Origin of the sequence: Streptomyces sp. NP160, assembly GCF_006335115.1 — a bacterium.
Taxonomy (GTDB): domain Bacteria; phylum Actinomycetota; class Actinomycetes; order Actinomycetales; family Quadrisphaeraceae; genus Quadrisphaera.
Genome location: NZ_VDMJ01000015.1, coordinates 18,175 through 35,786, shown reverse-complemented (window position 1 = coordinate 35,786; position 17,612 = coordinate 18,175). Strand labels below are relative to the sequence as shown.

The following is a 17,612-nucleotide window of genomic DNA, read 5'->3' as shown; positions in this document are numbered from 1 at the left end:
TGGTGGTGATCCCCGTAAGGGGCGCGCAGTCATCGCCCCGGCGCCAGGAGCCGTCTCACTCCTGATCGCTCATCGGACGCTGACCATCGCTCATCGGACGCTGACGAGCGCGAGAGGATGTGTTCAGGCATGTGCCCGTTGCTGTGCTCAGGTCGATGACACCGTTCGTCGCGGACCTGCTCCCATCTGCGGATGACACAGCCAACGGAGCCTTGAGCAGCCGAATTCGCACGACCCGGACAGTTGCGGCGACCATCAGTGCCACGGACCATCGACGGACTCGGGAGTCGAGATGCAGGATGACCTCAGCCTCACTCTGCACGAGTGTGCGAACGGGGCCACAGTGCGGGCCGCCGGAGAGGTCGACCGGCCGAACGTCGCTCAGCTACTGCTGAGCGCGGGACGTCAGGCCCCTGCAGGGGCCGGCGGGTGACCAAGGGCAAACGAGCAGCTCAAAGGCCTAGTGCTGCCCTTAATGGTCACTAATCTGGTCTAGCGGGCTGGTGTCAGCGGTGATGGTTCTGAGGCAGGCCGCAGAGAACACATTCATCTCGGCGCAGCGGAGACGCATCGAAGTCGTGCTCTGCATCCATCCACATGGCGGCAGCGTCCTCACCGAACCACAGCAGCGGCGCTCGCTCCTGGGCGCGCAGCTCAGCCATGGAGACTCCCAGCGGAGCAGAGGACGGTCCGCCCGCCGGGTCCGGTACCCCGATGTCGAAGACCCGCAGCTCTAGGGGGCCCACGCTGCACCGCCACACTCGCTCCACCGCCGGGAAGGGCGCTAGCTCGCCGAAGCTGGTCTCGTAGCTTCGCCGGGCGCGGCCTCGTGTCTCGCGCTGGTAGACCAGCACCAGGTGCCGCGCGGTGATGCCCGGCACGACCCGGCTGCCGAGCTTGGCCAGGCATGCCGCGAACTCCTGCTCGTTCTGGACGCCTGCGCCGCCTTTGGTGTCTCCCACTCTCCCGTCCAGGTCACGGGTCCAGCGGTACAGGTAGTACTTGAACTCGACCAGCGTGGCCTGGTCCCCGTGGAGCACCAGCAGGTCAAAGGTGCGCCACTCGGTGTGGAAGATCGGCTGCTCCAGGCGGACGTGAGCGCTGGCCATGAAGAAGGACCGGTAGGTGAACTCCTCGGTGTTCTCCAGGCCGAACCCCTCGGCGTGCCCCAGCAACCTGACCATGGCCTCCCGGGCAGCGCCCGGTACCCATCCCGGCGCCGCCAGCTGCTCGCCCTGCATGGCGTCACGGTAGGTAGGTCTCGTCCCGCGCCGCATCACGTGCGTTCGACCGATGTCCCAGGAACGATGGACCGGCGGCCCTCCCCGTTCGCGGCCGGAGCACCGGCGGCCGGTATCCCCATGGAAGACCTCGTCGCTGGAGGCAACATCTACGGCGCCTCGCGCGTCTACGGCGCATGACCCGACCAGACGGTCCCCAACCAGGTGCGCCGCAGGCCGAGGAGCTGCCACCTCGCCGCGTCGAAGCCGATGATGAGGACGTCGCCACCGCCGTGCGCCACGCCCTGCTGAATGCCAACGATCAGCCTCACCGCGCCCACCGGCTCGTGGGCGCCGCGACTGCCCGTCTGCAGCGTCGGCGACGCCGTCATCTGCTCGCAGGCTTCCTCGCAGCGGGGGCCGCCGTCGTCGTGGCGAGCGTGATGCTCACCCCGCTGGCCCTGTGGGGACGCGCCCAAGCACCCTCTGGCGCTGCGGCGACCCCTTCGAGCACCGCGACCCCCACCCAGATACCCGCCACAGTGCTGACGTACCTGACCCCCTCAGAGGTGCAGGCTGTAGTGCCCGGGGCGGAGTCGCTGACGCAGAACGGTGAGTACCAGTGGCTCGACGTCAACAGCATCGAGCTGCACGGCTGGTGCGGCAGTGAGCCCGTGCACGGCGTGGGTCCGTTGTACTCGGCCCAGTTCGCGGACTGGGGGCTGGTGAAGCCCAACATCGGGGCCGACGGGATCAAGGACACCAGATACCCGCTGATGTTCATCAAGGTGATCGACAACATGTACATCTTCAAGGACGCCGACGACGCTCAGGCCTACGCCGCCGCGGTGCACCAGGACACGGTCACGTGTGCTGCGCCGACGGATAAGCAGACGCTTGACGTGCTCGAGCAGCTCGACGGCGAGGCCGCAGCCATTCGCTCCACCGGCTACCGCGACGGGGGGGGTACGACGTCTCCGCCGTCGCGGTCAACGGCCGCTACGTCTCCAACATGTCCGCCCAGGTGCCAGGACCGGACACCGCTCACGGTCACCTGCAGGCCGCCCGTGGCGTGGCGCGCCTGGCCACCTTCGCCGCCGCCAGAGCCGCGCAGGCGGGCCTGCCATGAGCGTGCTGCGACCCCCGAGCAAAGCCGACCTGGCGGCCTTCGAAGGCTTCGTCGTCCGCCACGAGACGGCACTGGGTGGGCTGGCCAAAGGGCTCGCGAACAACGCGGCGGACGCGGAGGACCTGCTGCAGGAGACGTTGACCAAGGTGCTGGCGCACTGGCGCAGGGTGGAGCAGGCGGAGGATCCCTACCTGTACGCGCGGCTCATGATGGTCAACACCTCGACCAGCACCTGGCGGCGCCGCCACCGCGAGCAGAACTCACGATCCGCCGAGCACGTTCTGGCCACCGGGCGCCTCGAACAGCGTCCGCTGTGGGCAGGAAATGCCGCAGCGGTGGACGTGAACGACGATCGCGGCGCTGTCGTGGCGGTGCTGCGTGGGCTGCCCCCACGCCAACGCGCCGTGGTGGTGCTGCGCTACCCGGAGGACCTGCCTGATGAGGAGATCGCCGCGCTGCTGGGGGTGAGGCCGAGCACGGTGCGCAGCACCGCGCTGCGGGCACTGCGGGTCTTGCGCGGACCGGCCAGCGGCATGCAGCTTCGCTGACGCTGTCCGCGGTGCCGTCGATGAGTAATGGGCAGTGGCGCATGGCCCCGAACGGTCGCTACGGGCCGGCCTTCCAGGCTGACGGCAACCTCGTCGCCTACTGCCCGAACGACCGGCCGCTGTGGCACGCCGGCACCTTCGGCAACCCCGATGCCCGCTTCACCCTGCAGCCCGAGGGCAAGGTTTTGACGTACGCCGCCGACGGCCGGGTGCTGTGGCACTCCCTCACCTGGGCAAGCGGCGGCTCCACGCTGCGGTCGCAGTCGGACGGCAACATGGTCATCTATCGCGGCAAGGGGGTTCAGCCTGGTACTCAAGCTGGGACACCGGGCGAGCTGGCGCTGGCCCGCGTGGGGTGACCTGCTCGGGCGGTGAGGCGGGGTTGCGGCCCGCGCATCGGTCCGGTCGGGAAGCCTCACCGCGCCTTGTTCCACAGCGGCTCTGCGGCGAGGAAGTTGAGAACAGCCCTCTCTAGGTCAAGCGCATCCTGCTTGGTCGCCGTCGTCGCCCACGCCACCTCCAGCGCGGCCCAATCGAAAGCGAGACGATTCATGGCCCGCACGGTCACCGCGCGACCGGCCTCAGCCTCAGCAACCCGAGCCCTGAGGAACTCTGGCGAGGCAAGCGCCCTGTCCATCACCGCCTCGCCCAACCCGCTGACTGCCGCCTTGCCGGACACGTAGACCCGCAGGCGGCCGCGCAGCCCTTGAGGGCGCCCACTGCCGGCGCGCTCACCGGCCATCCCCACATAGATGAGCTTCAGAGGGTCGTGAGCCTGCCGGACCAGGTAGACCCCCGGCAGCAGCGGCGCGAGCGATGGCGCATCACCGAACGGGACGAACGAGCTCCAACCAGCCAGATCCCCCACAGCGTCGATCACGGCATCCCCTCCATCGGTCCCTCGGCCGCGACGGCGCGACCCCTCGCGCATACTCCATTGACCAGAGTATGATCGCGACATGAGCCGAGCCGGTCTTCAGGAACCGTCCTTCCTGGTCCTGACTGCGCTCGCCCAGGGCCCCCTGCACGGCTACGCCATCCTCAAGGACGTCGAAGCCACCTCCGGCGGCTCCGTCCGCCTGGGCGTCGGCACGCTGTACGGCGCCCTCGAGCGCCTTGCTGAGCGACAGCTCGTCGAGATCGCCGCCGAGGAGGTCGTCGACTCCCGACTACGACGGACCTACCGCCTCACCCCCGACGGCGCCGCGCTGCTGGCCGCAGAGGCCCAGCGCCGCCACGAGCAGAGCGCAGCTGCGATGAGCCGGCTCGCTCGCTCCCCGCGCCTGGGGTGGCAGCCATGAGCGCCTTCTTCCGGCGGCCCTCTCCGCCGAGCAGTGGTGACGGCGCCCCGGTGGGTGGGCTGGAGCGTTCCTACCGCCGCCTGCTGCGGCTCTACCCCTCCCGCTGGCGACGTCACCGCGAAGAGGAGGTGCTCGCCGTCCTGCTGCAGTCAGCGGCCCCTGGCCAGGCCGCAGCAACGGCAGCCGAACGCCGCGACCTGCTGCTGGCTGCCGGACGCGAGCACGGGCGCGCCGGCCAGCGCGCAGCGCGCGACGCTCCCGGCCGGACAGCAGCCCTGGTGACCCTCATCGGCGGTACGGCCTACCTGCTGGCCGCAGCGGGCGCTCCCCTGCAGGTGCAACCTGCGTCCCTGCCCCCGCAGCTGCCGGCCTACTCCTACGTGACCCAGTCGGTCTCGACTTCGCCCCCGGGACCAGCGGTCGCCGCCTACCGCCACGGCAACGGCGTGGAGTTCGCGGACTTCCCCCAGGCGGTCGTGGTCGGCGCCGGCGGCTCGGTGCGCCGCCTGGACCTGGCCGAGAACCGCGACGAGGCGATGCAGAGCTCCCCGGGCTCCTTCCTGCTCTCCCCCGACGGCTCCCACGTGGCCAGCGGCCGCTACGACCTCGGCGGCCGAGCGGACATCGCCATCCAGGACCTGAGCACCGGGAAGGTCAGCACCACCGCCTCCCTCGGCTACCCCTCCGTCGCGCCGGTGGCGTGGTCCCCCGACGGCACCTCGGTGATCGCGTCGCTGGGCGCCCTGCCGTGGCTCGCGCCCGAGGACCAGCCGGTCCACGTCCCTCCTGCTCGGCTGGTGCTGGTCGGGCTGGACGGTGACCTGCTGCCCCTGCCTCCTGGGGTCTCGGCAGAGGCGGGTCAGGTGGCCTGGGCCCCAGACGGTCACCGCCTGGTCGTGCAGGGCGCCGATCAGGAGCTCGCCGTCGTCGACGCCGCGACGGGCGCCTCACGCCCCCTCGGGGTGCGCGCGAACCTGGCGGGCACACCGCCGTGGTCACCGGACGGCGCGCTGCTGGCCACCAGCGGCGCCTGCTCGCCGGAGGGCCAGGTCGGCCCGTCCACCTACGACGTCGTGGTCGTCCCCGTCGACGCGTCGGGCTCCACCGACGGCGCAGCCCCCACCTGCATCCCGGTCGGCGTGGGCAACCAGCCGGTGGGATGGGCAGCTCCCCGGGTGCTGGTCCTGAGCACGACCACCGAGAGCCAGACCGGTGCGGAACAGCAGGCGCTGGTCGCCGTCGACATCGACGAGGGCTCGCGCACGGAGCTGACGGCGATCCCGAAGGGCTCGGGCAACTACCACGTCGGTGACGTGCAGGTCCCCCCGGCAGCGCTCAGCGGCTCCCTCGGCCCCCGGCCGCAGTCCCCTCTGGTGTGGGACCGCGGACCGCTGGCGCGGTGGCCCGCAGTGGTGCTGGTCGCCAGCGTGGTCGGGGTCCTGGTGGCGATGACGGCGGCGGTGGGTCGCCGCCTCGGCTCTCGCCTCGACAGCCGCTCCGGAGCGGCTGGCGGTCCGGAGATCGGATAGAACACGTACCGCTCTTCGCGATCCTCACTCGTCAGCATGACCGGATGACCATCGCTGACCGGACAGATGCGGCCGTTACCCGACAGCGTCAGGGGCGATAGTCTTGCTGCTGAGGCTGATCAGTAGAATCCCTCGTACGCCGTCGACCGATGGACAGGGCTGCGAAAGCCGAGCTCGGTGCTGATGCGATCGGCGGCCTGGAGGAGCAGCGGGACCGTCTCGAGGCGCATCACTTGCTCGCTGGCCCGTCCGCTGCTGGTAGAAGACGCCAGCGCCGCGACCACTGTGCCGGAGCGGTCGCGCACCGGAACGGCTCCGGAGAGCAGGCCGGGCTCCAGCTCACCGGAGACCACGGCATACCCCTGGGCGCGCACCTCGTGCAGGGCGTCGCGCAGAGCCACCGGGTCGGTGGTGGTCTGGGAGGTGAGCGCCCGCGGGGGGTGGCGGGTCAGCACGTCGTCGACGACGTCGGCGGGGGCCCAGGCCAGCAGGACGCGCCCCATCGAGGTGGCGTGGGCAGGGACCCGAGTTCCCACCTGCACGTTGATGCTCATGATCCGGCGGACGGGAACACGGGCGACATAGGCGACCTCGCCCCCGTCGAGCACGGCGAGCGAGGCGGACTCGCCGGTCTGCTCGGCGATCGCCAGCAGGTGCGGCTGGGCCACGGCGATGAGGGCGTGCGACTCGGTGTAGTGCTGGCCGATGAGCAGCACGCGCGGTGTCAGCGACCAGCGACCGCCGTGCGCCGTGACGTAGCCGAGGCGCTCGAGGGTGATGAGGAAGCGGCGCACGGCGGGACGGGAGTAGCCAGTGAGCTGCGCGAGCTCGGCGAGCGTCGGGTCCGGGTGCTCGGCGTCGAAGGCGAGGAGCAGGGCGAGACCCCGCTCGAGGGACTGAACGTGGTCTCGATCGCTGCCCTCGCCGCCAGTCTCGGTCCGCATCACGCACCCAGCCTCCCAGCCCCAGGCCCTGCCGGTCTTCAGAGGGGGTTGACGGCGCTGATCCGACGTGTGCAAACTCGGCTGCACGCACAGCGTGCATGTTGTACGCATAGCGTGCAGGGAGATGCAACGATGCTAGCTCCAGACCTCCTCCGCGACGCCTTCAACAGCTTCGCTAGCGGCGTCACGGTGGTCACCTGCGCCCGCGAGGACGGTGCTCCCCACGGCGCCACCATCAGTGCGTTCACGGCCGTCTCGACCGAGCCGGCCCTGTGCCAGGTGACACTGACCCGCACCGCCAAGGTCTGCGCCCACCTGGACGGTCGGCCGTTCGCGGTGAACGTCCTGGCGGCCGACCAGCTGCGGACGGCCCTGCACTTCGCAGGGCGCCCCCGCGACCCCGAGCCCGAGTGGGCCCAGGGGTCGGTGGCGCCCGTCCTCACCGGTTGCGCCGCCACCATCTCCTGCCTGCCGTGGCGCACCTACGACGGCGGTGACCACGTCATCGTCATCGGCGAGGTGGTCGACGCCGTCGTCTCCGGCGCGGCGCCGCTGGTCTACCACGGCGGGCGCTTCCGAGAGCTGAGCGCCCAGCTCAGCGACGGGCACTGGCAGGGCTCCATGGACTCACCCGAGCTGGGCTGGTTCGACGCCAGCACCACCTTCACCCGGCTGCGCCCGCACCAACAGCGCGCCGCCTCCTAGTCACACCCCGGCTGACCGCGCCCATCCACCCGGCCGCCCAGCCCCCCCTCAGGTCACCGGCCGACCAGCCGGCAGAACAGGTCAGACACCTCCGACGACGAAGGGACCACCATGACCCTGCAGGAGAACCCCACGCCCACCACCGCGGAGGGCGACGCCGACGCCGCCCCGACGCAGCGCCCCATGACCGGCCAGGAGTACATCGAGAGTCTCCAGGACGACCGCGAGGTGTGGATCTACGGAGAGCGCGTCAAGGACGTCACCACCCACCCCGCCTTCCGCAACCCCGTGCGGATGACCGCGCGCCTCTACGACGCCGTCCACGCCCCGGAGACGCACGACCAGCTCACCGTGCCCACCGACACCGGCAACGGCGGGTACACCCACCCCTTCTTCCGCAGCCCTCATAGCGTGGACGACCTGCTCGCGGACCGCCGCGCCATCGAGGGATGGGCGCGGATGTCCTACGGCTGGATGGGCCGCAGCCCCGACTACAAGGCCAGCTTCCTAGGCACCCTCGGCGCCAACAGCGGCTTCTATGCGCCCTTCGAGGACAACGCCAAGCGCTGGTACAAGGAGTCCCAGGAGAAGCTCCTGTACTGGAACCACGCCATCATCAACCCCCCGGTCGACCGCGACATGAGCCCCGACGAAGTCGGCGACGTCTTCATGAAGGTGGAGAAGGAGACCGACGCGGGCCTGGTTGTCTCCGGCGCCAAGGTGGTGGCCACCGGCTCGGCGATCACCAACTACAACTTCATCGCCCACTACGGCCTGCCCATCAAGAAGAAGGAGTTCGCCCTCATCTGCACGGTGCCGATGGACGCACCGGGCATCAAGCTCATCTGCCGCCCCTCCTACACGCAGCAGGCCGCGGTGATGGGCAGTCCCTTCGACTACCCGCTGTCGAGCCGCATGGACGAGAACGACACGATCTTCGTCTTCGACAAGGTGCTGGTGCCCTGGGAGAACGTCTTCCTGTACGGCGACATCGAGAAGATCAACGGGTTCTTCCCCGTGTCCGGCTTCATCCCCCGCTTCACCTTCCACGGATGCATCCGCCTCGCCACGAAGATCGACTTCATCGCGGGCCTGCTCCTCAAGGCCCTCGAGATCACGGGCAGCAAGGACTTCCGCGGCGTGCAGACCCGCGTCGGTGAGGTCATCGGCTGGCGCAACGCCTTCTACGCCCTCGCCGACGCCATGGCGCGGAACCCCGACGAGTGGACCAACGGGGCGCTGCTGCCCAAGCTCGACTACGGCCTCACCTACCGCATGCTCATGATCCAGGCCTACCCGCGGATCAAGGAGATCATCGAGTCCGACGTCGCCAGCGGCCTGATCTACCTCAACTCCCACTCCATCGACTTCAAGACCCCCGAGGTGCGGCCCTACCTGGACAAGTACGTCCGCGGCTCCAACGGCTACGACGCCGTGGACAGGGTCAAGGTCATGAAGGCTCTGTGGGACGCCGTCGGCACGGAGTTCGGCGGTCGACACGAGCTGTACGAGCGCAACTACTCGGGCAACCACGAGAACGTCAAGGCCGAGCTGCTCTTCTCCGCCCAGGCGCAGGGGACGACCGCGGCGATGACCGGGCTGGCGGAGGCCTGCCTGTCCGAGTACGACCTCGACGGCTGGACCGTGCCCGACCTGATCGGCAACGACGACGTGTCGATCTTCACCGGCCGAGGCCGCGGGCGCTGACCGCGCGAAGCCTCGCCCCCACCCACCTCTCACTACCGCAGGAGCAGACATGAGCACCTTGGACAGGACCGACGAGGAGATCGACACCCTCGCCACCACCTCCGCCGCCGCCTCGGGAGCGTCGGCCAGCGCTTCCTTCCGCACCAACGAGGTCTACAGCGGCGCGGCCGCGGGAAGCTCCACCGAGCGGGTCGACGCCGTCGCCCGGGCCCTCCTCAAGGCCGTGCACCGCGTCATCGACGAGCACGAGGTGACCTACCCCGAGTTCCAGGCCGCCAAGAAGTGGCTCATGGACGTCGGCGAGGTCGGCGAGTGGCCGCTGTTCCTCGACGTCTTCGTCGAGCACGCGGTGGAGGAGGTGGCCTCCCGCTCCCAGCACGGCAGCAAGGGCACCATCCTCGGCCCGTACTACCTGCCGGGTCAGGTGCAGCTGACGAGCCCGGCCACCCTGCCCGCCCGCGCCGACGAGGCAGGCACCCCCCTGGTGTTCACCGGCCGCGTCACCGACCTCGACGGCTCCCCGCTGACCGGCGCCACGCTGGACATCTGGCACGCCGACTCCGACGGGCTGTACTCCGGGTTCGCCCCTAGCCTGCCTGAGGGCAACCTGCGCGGCGTGGTCACCGCGGACTCCGACGGCCGGTTCGAGATCCGCACCATCGAGCCCGCGCCCTACCAGATCCCCACCGACGGGCCGACGGGCGCGCTCACCCGCGCGGCCGGCTGGAGCCCGTGGCGCCCGGCCCATCTGCACCTGCTGGTCAGCGCGCCGGGCCACCGCACCATCACCACGCAGCTGTACTTCGCCGGCGGAGAGCACCTCGAGGACGACGTCGCCGAGGCGACCAAGCCCGAACTGGTGCTGCACCCCGTCGAGAACACCTCCGGCGAGCGCGTGGCGGAGTACGACTTCGCCCTCGAGCGCGACTGACCCCCTGCACCCCGGAGCGGCCCACCACTCGGTGAGCCGTCCCGGGGCCCTCCCCGAGGAGCCCCCGTGCACGACCTGACCATCGACAGGGTCCAGACCCGGCTGCTGGACGTCCCCCTGGTGCGGCCGCACCGCTTCGCCCGCACCGGCATGACGGCGCAGCCAGTCATGCTGCTGACCATCACCACCTCCGGGGGCGCCACCGGCACCGGCGAGGGCGTGGTCCCCGGTGGCCCCTGGTGGGGCGGGGAATCCGTCGAGACCATGCAGCTGGTCGTCGAGCGCTACCTGGCGCCCGTCCTCCTGGGCCGCAGGGTCGACGACATCGACTGCCTCCAGCGGGACCTCGGTGACGTCGTGGCCGGCAACCTGTTCGCCAAGGCGGCCGTCGAGGTAGCCCTGCACGACGCCTGGGCCCGCGCCCTCGGCGTGCCGGTGCACACCCTGCTGGGGGGCCTCGCCCGCACCAGCGTCCCGGTGACCTGGGCCCTGGGCACTGAACCCGCCGGCGAGGTGGTCGACGAGGCCCTCGCCAAGCTGGACGGCGGAGGGCACACGAGCTTCAAGCTCAAGATGGGCGCACAGGAGCCAGCGGCGGACGTCGCACGGGTGGTCGAGGTGGCCGAGAAGCTGCGCGACAGCGCCAGCGTGCGCGTGGACCTCAACGCCCGCTGGGACCTGGCGACCTCCCTGCGCTGGCTCCCTGCGCTGGCTGATGCTGGTGTCGACCTCGTCGAGCAGCCCGTGCCGGCCGCCGAGGTCGACTGGCTCCGGCAGATCAGCGCGGACCTACGGATCCCGGTGATGGCGGACGAGTCCCTGCGCACCCCCTCGGACGCCTTCCGCCTGGCGAGCTCCGGCGCGGCCGGCGTCTTCAGCGTCAAGACCACCAAGTCCGGGGGTCTGCGCCGCTGCGCTGAGATCACCGCCATCGGAGCCGCTGCCGGGGTGCCCTGCCACGCCGGCACCTCGATCGAGGGACCCGTCGGCACTGCGGCCACCCTCCACCTGGCGTGCGCAGCCCCGGGCATGACGTGGGGCAGCGAGCTCTTCGGTCCGCTGCTTATGACCGAGCAGCTGGCCGTCCAGCCGCTGCGCTACGCCGACGGCCACCTGCACCTGCCCGACGGCCCGGGGCTCGGCGTGGACCTCGACCCCGCCGTCGTCGAGCGGCTGACCCGCCGCTGACCCACGACGTGCCACTGTCCCGTCGCTGACCACCTGACCCATCGGAGGCCGCTGTGCTGTTCCACGTGCGCATGGACGTCGCCGTTCCCCCGACCCTCGACCCGGATGTGCGAGCGGACCTGCTGGCGCGGGAGAAGACCCGCGCTCTGGAGCTGCAGCGCGCGGGGACGTGGGTCCACCTGTGGCGTGTCGTCGGCCACTACTCCAACGTCTCGGTCTTCGAGGTGCCGGACGGCACGGCCCTGCACGACCTGCTGTGGTCCTTGCCGCTGTTTCCCTACATGACCATCGAGGTGACGGCTCTGACCGCGCACCCCTCAGCCCTGTCCGAGAACCCGTGAGCGCCGCCACCCTCTCCGCTGCACCCGACCCACTGCCGATGCGCGCGCCCTCGCGGGTGTGGTGGGGCCTGGAGCAGGTGCCGGCGCGTCCGGGGCCGAGCGTGGTGGCGATGGGCGTCTTCGACGGCGTGCACCGGGGACACGCTGCGGTCGTCGCCGAGGCCGCGCGGCTGGCCGGCAGCCGGGGCGTGCGCTCCGTGGTGGTCACCTTCCACCCGCACCCCGCGGTGGTGCTCGGACGGCGCCTGGAGCCTGACGCCCTGGTCTCGGTGCGGCGCCGGACGGAGCTGCTCCTGCAGGCGGGCGCTGACGACGTCCTCGTCCTGCCCTTCACCCACGAGCTGGCGGCCGAGCCCTCCGAGGCCTTCGCGGAGCGCGTTCTGCGCGCAGCCCTCGACTGCCGCGGCGTGGTGGTCGGGGCCGGCTACCGCTTCGGAGCCAGTGGCCGGGGAGACACCGCCACCCTGCAGCGGACCCTCGGTCCCGAGGCCACCGTCGTCGCGGTCGCTCCGGTCCGCCGCGAGGACGAGCGGTGCTCCTCCACCCTCGCCCGAGGACTGGCCGCTCAGGGGCGCGTGCAGGCCCTGCAGGAACTGCTGGGCAGGCCTCACCGGGTGGAGGTGGCCGTCCGCCGAGGTGACCGGCTCGCGGTCGACGAGGATGGACCGCGCCGCGGAACCGGCGTCGACCTCGACCCCCTCGACGCCGGCGCGGCCCGGCTGGCGCCGGGGCGCTACCGCGCCCGGGTCCTGCCCCTGGGCTGCGACGTGGGCCCGGTCCTCGACGTCGACGTCCTTCCCTCGGGTGCCGGCCCCGCGCTGCGGGTGCTGACGGGCAGCGCGTGGGTGCTCGCCCAGCGCGGACCGCTCGCCGTGGACCTGCTGGACCGCCTCGACGGGGCGACCGGCCCCGGTGGCCGGCGGGACACCTGATGCACGTCGTGGTGGACGGGCCCACCGACGGCCCTCTGGTGGTGCTCGGCCCGTCCCTGGGCACCGACCTTGGCCTGTGGGACCCACAGGCCGCAGCTCTCGCTGACGAGCACCGGGTGCTGCGCTTCGACCTCCCGGGCCACGGGCGCAGTCCCGTCCCGCGCGGCCCGGTCACGATCGCCAGCATCGCGGCCGACGTCCTCGCCGCCGTCGACGAGCTGGGCGTCCACCGCTTCAGCTACGCAGGTGTCTCCATCGGAGGTGCCATCGGGCTGCAGTTGGCGCTGGACGCCCCCGACCGCGTGGACCGCCTCGTCGTGCTGGCCTCGGCGGCCCGCTTCCCCGACCCGGCGTCCTGGCCGCTCCGAGCCGCCAGGGTGCGCTCACAGGGGACCGAGTTCCTCGTCGACTCGCGCACCGGCGCCTGGTTCACCCCCGAGTTCGCCGCGCGCCACCCCGGCCAGGCGGAGCGGCTCCTGGCCATGCTGCGGGCGACCACCCCGGAGGGCTACGCAGCCTGCGCCGAGGCCGTAGGGCTCCACGACGTCCGAGACGAACTGCCGAGCATCACCGCAGCAAGCCTGGTCATCGCCGGCGGAGAGGACCCCGTGACCCCTGTGCCACTGGTCCGGGAGATCGCCACAGGCATCGACCATGCGCGGTTCGAAGTGGTCAGCGGTGTCTCGCACCTGCTCAACGCTGAGCTTCCCGAGGTCGTCTCGGGGCTCCTGCGCAAGCACCTGGGCCCCTAGTACTGCAGCCGTAGATCGTTACTGAGCGTGGGACCCGGTGACCAGCAGAAACGGCCGCCGCGACAGCATCGGTAGGTGTGTGGACTACTGACCAGAACGCGACGACCGCATGGCCAGCGTAGGAGTGGCCGCCTTCGAGCGGCACCTGGACGACCTCGGTGGGCGCATCGCCTCCTGCGCTGCGCGGCCCGAGTCCCGTGAGCGGATCCCGAAGGTGATCGCCGCGTTGGCCGCTGACCTGCCGACCAAGAACGCTTGGACGATCGCCGAGCACGCCGGGGAAGGTGACCCGCACGGGGTGCAGCACCTGCTGAGCCGGGCCAACTTCGATGAGGACGCCGCCCGCGGTGAGCTGGCGGGCTTCGTCGCCGACTACCTGGCCGATCCCGACGCGGTGTTGATCGGCGATGAGACCGGCGACATGAAGAAGGGCACCCACACCGTCGGGGTCCAGCGCCAGTACACCGGCACCGCGGGTAGGACTGAGAATGCTCAGGTCGCGGTGTACCTGGCCTACGCCACTCGCCGAGGTCACGCGCTGGTGGACCGGGAGGTGTACCTGCCGACCTCCTGGACCGAGGACCGGGGACGTTGTGAGCAGGCCGGCGTCCCTGACGACGTCGACTTCGCCACCAAGCCGGCGCTGTTGGCCGACATGGTTGAGCGCGCCCTGGCCGGTGGGCTGCCAGCGGGCTGGGTCGCTGGCGATGAGGTCTACGGCGGGGACCCGAAGCTGGCCAGGCGCCTGGAAGCCCTGTCCGAGCAGCGCATCGCTGCAGGCCAGCAGGGGTTGGGGTACGTGTTGGCGATCTCGGCCACACGCAAGGTGCCGATCACCGCGACGACCTCACGGCCCGCATCACGGGTCGCAGCTGACCTGCCGAGCAGGTCCTGGCAGCAGCGCTCCGCTGGCCCGGGCGCGCACGGCCAGCGCGAGTACGAGTGGGCCCAGGTGGACCTGCACCCGCGGATCATCGAGAAGGCGAACTCCGCCCCGCGCGCCGGTGGGAAGGGTGGCAAGCCAACGCACTCGAGGTCGTGGGCGGTGATGCTGGCGCGCACTGCAGCTGCCGCCCGGCGCAGTGGTCATCGGTGGTGGCTGCTGGTGCGGCGCAACATCAAGACCGGACAGATGGCGTACTACCTGGCCTTCGCCGCCAGGGCGGTGTCGCTGGCGGCGTTGGTGGCCGTGGCGGGGCGGCGGTGGGCGATCGAGGAGTCCTTCCAGGCGTCCAAGGGCTTGACGGGGCTGGATGAGCATCAGGTGCGTCGGTGGACCTCCTGGCGGCGGTGGACGTTGCTGGTGATGGCCGCTCACGCGGTGCTGGCGATCGCGACGCTGACCGCCAGGGCCCGCGACCGCGAGGCCGCCACCCGGGAGGGACTCATCCCGCTGACCTGCGCCGAGGTCCGCCGCCTGGTCATCGCCGCTGCCCGCCGAGCAGGTGACGCGGCCTTCACCGCAGCGTGGTCGTGGTGGAGACGACGTCACCAGCACAGGGCCAGGACCAGCCACTACGCGGCCCGAGGGCAGGTTCCGCCATCGAAATGATCTACGGCTGCAGTACTAGGGGCTCGAGTGCCCCCTCGTCGCGGTGACGCAGGCCGTCTCAATTGCCGATCGCCGAGCGAACCGCGTCCCGCTGTCGCTGCCCAGTCACGAGACCACTGCAGACGCGTCTCAGTTCAAGGGATCGTTGATGAAGGCGACATCGCTGCCCGGACACCCAGCGGCCACGCCTGTGAAGGCGACGTTTGCAAAGCCGCCTCCGGTGTCGAGCGTGTCACCGATGCGCAGGACCTGTCCGTCAGACAGCTCTACGCCGTCTCCATCGGGCAGGGCTGTGGTGCCGTTCGGCCACGCCACCGCTGTGTCCGGACTCAATCCCAGGCAGCCGCCCTGCAGCACGGCCAGCTCCCCGAAGACGCGTGCCCCTGAGGAGGCTCCGTTCTTCGGCGGGGGCGGACGCAGAAGGAAGTAGGAGTCCTGCCCCAGGGCCTCGGCCGTGATGAAGAGCGTCGTCGAGACCCCCCACGGCGCGACCTGCTCTCCACGTTGCCCCGTTCCGCCTGTCGCATCGCCGCCACCAGTGCAGCCGGACGTGATGACGACGCCTGCGGCAACCAGGAGAAGCGCCGCCAGAAGGCGGTGCACCTTCCGGTGAGCACGCGAGGGTGTGGGGGCACCCGTCGAGCTTGAGTCGGGGCTGCGCATCGTGAGCTCCTGCGGGTGGCCGAGAGAGATCGTCATAGACAACGACGCGCTGGCGGTCTATGGCGTGGCAGGGACACACCAGCGAGGTCCTTTTTGCAGCTGTCTCAGATGACGACCGCTGAGCGGACGTGCCAGCGTCTTCGGGCCGGTCCTCGTCACACCACGTGCCCGAGTCGCATTTGCCCTGTTCGGTGGTCCGTCTCACCTGAGTGCGTCGTACGAAAAGCGCGAAGCGCCCGGGGCCGCCCGCGTGACGGGCGCCGCCACGCGGGAACGTGCCGCTCCAGGGTCAACCCGACTGCTCGCTCCACTCCCGCTCGGTGGCCGGTCTTCGGTGAAGGACCACCGTCGGTGAGCCGCCTCAACCGCCGCCGGGACGCGCCCCGGGCGTCGCGCGGCGAGCCGCTGCACCAACCGGCGACCGCGTAGAAGGCGCCGATCCCCAGCGGGGATCGGCGCCTTCTACGGGCGTCATCACGATGGCGGCGCACTCGACTGTGGGCTCTCGCAGGGCACCAGCTGCTCGGCGTCGAGCCACTGCTGCATCAGCTCGTGCCATAGCGAGGTGTAGGCCACGTAGATCTGCCAACCGGCACCGACGCGACGCCGGTCGATGACGATCCCTGAATAGTCGGCCTCCGAGCCGATGACCCACACGAACGGGTTGCCCGGCGGGCGCCGCTGGCGCATCGCCTCCTCTGCCGCGAGCCGTCGCTCCGTGTTGGCAGCGACGAGCCACCCTGGTAGCGGTGCCCCCTTCTTCGCCATCCCTCCAGCCACTGGCGCGATGCTCGCCCCGGCCACTGACACTCCGGACGAACGCTGGAGGCGTCAGCTCTGCTCGAGGCGGTCCAGCAGCGCGTCCAGCCGAGCCACGAGCTCATCGACGTCCGCCTGCGAGGCAGGAGTGGTCTTTTCTCCCACCGGCTGACCCGGCTCGGTGGCCGCAGTGGTCGTCGAGGTTGACGAGGGCGCCGGCAGCGGCCCCTCGTCCTGCGCCGCGGCTGCCTCTTTCGCCGAGGAGGGGTCGTCGGCTGTGCGGTCATCCTCGGTCGAAGCGACGGCGTCTACGTACGCCTGGGCTGAGTCGGGCATCTTCGTGTCGTCGGCGAAGAGCTGGAAGTTGCCGTCGTCCTGCGGAGCGTTGAACAGGATCTCGTAGGCCAGCTGTCCCGGCCCGTCGCCGGCGTTGGCGTCGAACCAGTCGACCATCCCCTCCACGTAGGCGGGCTCGTCGCCCATCCCGGCGCGGCCGGACCACTCCGGCACCGCCAGCGGCACCCCCCACTGCTCAGCCTGCTCGCTGTAGGCCTGCAGCCCGACGGGGATGCCGTCGTCGCCACGGGCGTCGAGCTGAGCGTCGAACTCGTCGGCTGAGGTGATGGTGGGCCAACCGTTGTAGGTGTCCACGCCGAGGACATCGGCCTGGTCGCTGCCGGGCCAGGTGGTGCGCCAGTCCAGGTCAGTGCCCGAGCTGGTGACGTTGACGCCGTAGACGAGCTGGGCGTCGGGGAAGGCCTCCTGCTGGATCGCCCGGTAGCGGGCCCAGGCGGCCTTGAAGTCCTCGGCGTCGCCGGGGCTGACCGACCAGTTCCAGCCACCGAGGTTGAACTCGTGGAAAGGGCGCACGTACGTCGTTCCGCGGCCCTGGCGAAGCTCTGCCATGCGGGTCAGCGACTCTCGCCAGCGGTCGTCGTAAGCACCGTCGGCGGCCGCAGCCCAGGTGTCGCCCTCGAGTAGCCCGCCGGGAGCGATGTCGATGGCGCCGTCGAAGTCGGCGACCTCGCCGCCAGGGGCGATGGAGTACAACTGGGTCTGGTTGTCACCAACGTCGGCCCAGGTGCCGACGATGTCGACGGGGTCACCACGCCACTCCCCCAGGGCCCCGTCGGCCGCGCCGTCGCCCGAGGCTCCCGATAGCCACGCCTCGCCGTCGCCCTGCGGGGGCTGGGCGGCGGTCGGCTCGCTAGGTGCTGTGGTCTCGGAACCGACAGGCGTCATCGCGGTCGGCTGCGGCGCGACCTCCAGGGTCGAGGGCGCGGCGGTGGTGGTGGTGGTGGTGCTGGCCGGCATCGGCGTCTCCTCGGCTGCCGGGTTCGTAGCGGCCAAGGCGACGCCGGTAGCGCTGCACAGGAGCGTCAACGCTCCGATCGTCACGGCGGCGGGCCTT

Annotated in this window: 19 protein-coding genes; 12 read left to right on the top strand and 7 right to left on the bottom strand. The window is 70.9% G+C overall.

Annotation, left to right across the window (positions count from 1 at the left end; all coding sequences use genetic code 11):
• Positions 1-506 precede the first annotated feature (506 nt).
• Positions 507-1,241, bottom strand: a complete 735-nt coding sequence (locus FHN55_RS09155; RefSeq protein WP_139712012.1) for a hypothetical protein — start codon at positions 1,239-1,241, stop codon at positions 507-509.
• 167 nt (positions 1,242-1,408) lie between these two features.
• Entirely contained in the window at positions 1,409-1,612 is a 204-nt protein-coding gene (locus FHN55_RS09150) for a hypothetical protein (protein WP_139712011.1), read from the bottom strand.
• 733 nt (positions 1,613-2,345) lie between these two features.
• Between FHN55_RS09150 and FHN55_RS09145 the strand changes: the two genes are divergently transcribed.
• Positions 2,346-2,897, top strand: a complete 552-nt coding sequence (locus tag FHN55_RS09145) for a sigma-70 family RNA polymerase sigma factor (protein ID WP_139712010.1) — start codon at positions 2,346-2,348, stop codon at positions 2,895-2,897.
• Between the two features lie 20 nt (positions 2,898-2,917).
• Complete coding sequence (locus FHN55_RS09140) at positions 2,918-3,256, top strand: hypothetical protein (RefSeq protein ID WP_139712009.1); 339 nt, start codon at positions 2,918-2,920, stop codon at positions 3,254-3,256.
• A gap of 56 nt (positions 3,257-3,312) precedes the next feature.
• On the opposite strand, the gene FHN55_RS09135 is transcribed toward FHN55_RS09140, so the two are convergent.
• Positions 3,313-3,777, bottom strand: a complete 465-nt coding sequence (locus tag FHN55_RS09135) for a hypothetical protein (RefSeq protein ID WP_218974498.1) — start codon at positions 3,775-3,777, stop codon at positions 3,313-3,315.
• A 79-nt stretch (positions 3,778-3,856) separates the two neighbouring features.
• Here FHN55_RS09135 and FHN55_RS09130 point away from each other — a divergent pair, with 79 nt between their 5' ends.
• Both FHN55_RS09130 and FHN55_RS22610 read left to right on the top strand, forming a co-directional pair.
• Positions 3,857-4,198, top strand: a complete 342-nt coding sequence (locus FHN55_RS09130) for a PadR family transcriptional regulator (protein WP_139712008.1) — start codon at positions 3,857-3,859, stop codon at positions 4,196-4,198.
• Entirely contained in the window at positions 4,195-5,727 is a 1,533-nt protein-coding gene (locus FHN55_RS22610; RefSeq protein ID WP_180357727.1) for a hypothetical protein, read from the top strand. Before FHN55_RS09130 ends, FHN55_RS22610 begins: the two co-directional genes overlap by 4 nt.
• Positions 5,728-5,846: 119 nt before the next feature.
• On the opposite strand, the gene FHN55_RS09120 is transcribed toward FHN55_RS22610, so the two are convergent.
• The gene (locus FHN55_RS09120; protein ID WP_139712170.1) at positions 5,847-6,671 is read right to left on the bottom strand and encodes an IclR family transcriptional regulator C-terminal domain-containing protein; all 825 of its coding nucleotides are present in this window, start codon (positions 6,669-6,671) and stop codon (positions 5,847-5,849) included.
• 132 nt (positions 6,672-6,803) lie between these two features.
• Here FHN55_RS09120 and FHN55_RS09115 point away from each other — a divergent pair, with 132 nt between their 5' ends.
• From FHN55_RS09115 to FHN55_RS09080, 8 genes are all read left to right on the top strand, one after another.
• The gene (locus tag FHN55_RS09115) at positions 6,804-7,376 is read left to right on the top strand and encodes a flavin reductase family protein (protein WP_139712007.1); all 573 of its coding nucleotides are present in this window, start codon (positions 6,804-6,806) and stop codon (positions 7,374-7,376) included.
• Positions 7,377-7,487: 111 nt separating this feature from the next.
• On the top strand, positions 7,488-9,083 hold the full coding sequence (locus FHN55_RS09110; protein WP_139712006.1) for a 4-hydroxyphenylacetate 3-hydroxylase N-terminal domain-containing protein: 1,596 nt from the start codon (positions 7,488-7,490) through the stop codon (positions 9,081-9,083).
• Between the two features lie 49 nt (positions 9,084-9,132).
• Positions 9,133-10,014 carry a catechol 1,2-dioxygenase gene (catA, locus tag FHN55_RS09105; protein ID WP_139712005.1) on the top strand — a complete coding sequence of 294 codons (882 nt, stop codon included), beginning with the start codon at positions 9,133-9,135 and terminating at the stop codon, positions 10,012-10,014.
• 66 nt (positions 10,015-10,080) lie between these two features.
• On the top strand, positions 10,081-11,202 hold the full coding sequence (locus FHN55_RS09100) for a muconate/chloromuconate family cycloisomerase (protein ID WP_139712004.1): 1,122 nt from the start codon (positions 10,081-10,083) through the stop codon (positions 11,200-11,202).
• A 53-nt stretch (positions 11,203-11,255) separates the two neighbouring features.
• Positions 11,256-11,543: a muconolactone Delta-isomerase gene (locus FHN55_RS09095; protein ID WP_257570824.1), complete on the top strand. Its 288-nt coding sequence runs from the start codon at positions 11,256-11,258 to the stop codon at positions 11,541-11,543.
• Positions 11,540-12,475, top strand: coding sequence for an adenylyltransferase/cytidyltransferase family protein (locus FHN55_RS09090; RefSeq protein ID WP_139712003.1), 936 nt, complete (start codon positions 11,540-11,542; stop codon positions 12,473-12,475). The genes FHN55_RS09095 and FHN55_RS09090 overlap by 4 nt, the downstream gene beginning before the upstream one ends.
• Positions 12,475-13,227 (top strand): alpha/beta fold hydrolase, encoded by a 753-nt coding sequence (locus FHN55_RS09085; RefSeq protein ID WP_139712002.1) that lies wholly within the window; start codon positions 12,475-12,477, stop codon positions 13,225-13,227. Before FHN55_RS09090 ends, FHN55_RS09085 begins: the two co-directional genes overlap by 1 nt.
• Before the next feature lie 124 nt (positions 13,228-13,351).
• Positions 13,352-14,779, top strand: a complete 1,428-nt coding sequence (locus FHN55_RS09080; protein ID WP_257570823.1) for an IS701 family transposase — start codon at positions 13,352-13,354, stop codon at positions 14,777-14,779.
• A 129-nt stretch (positions 14,780-14,908) separates the two neighbouring features.
• Here FHN55_RS09080 and FHN55_RS09075 read toward each other — a convergent pair whose 3' ends face one another.
• The 3 genes from FHN55_RS09075 to FHN55_RS09065 all read right to left on the bottom strand — a co-directional run bounded on the left by FHN55_RS09075 (position 14,909) and on the right by FHN55_RS09065 (position 17,515).
• Positions 14,909-15,442: a hypothetical protein gene (locus tag FHN55_RS09075; protein ID WP_139712001.1), complete on the bottom strand. Its 534-nt coding sequence runs from the start codon at positions 15,440-15,442 to the stop codon at positions 14,909-14,911.
• Positions 15,443-15,916: 474 nt separating this feature from the next.
• Positions 15,917-16,210, bottom strand: a complete 294-nt coding sequence (locus tag FHN55_RS09070; protein WP_139712000.1) for a hypothetical protein — start codon at positions 16,208-16,210, stop codon at positions 15,917-15,919.
• A gap of 63 nt (positions 16,211-16,273) precedes the next feature.
• Positions 16,274-17,515 (bottom strand): hypothetical protein, encoded by a 1,242-nt coding sequence (locus FHN55_RS09065; protein WP_139711999.1) that lies wholly within the window; start codon positions 17,513-17,515, stop codon positions 16,274-16,276.
• Between the last annotated feature and the right edge of the window lie 97 nt (positions 17,516-17,612).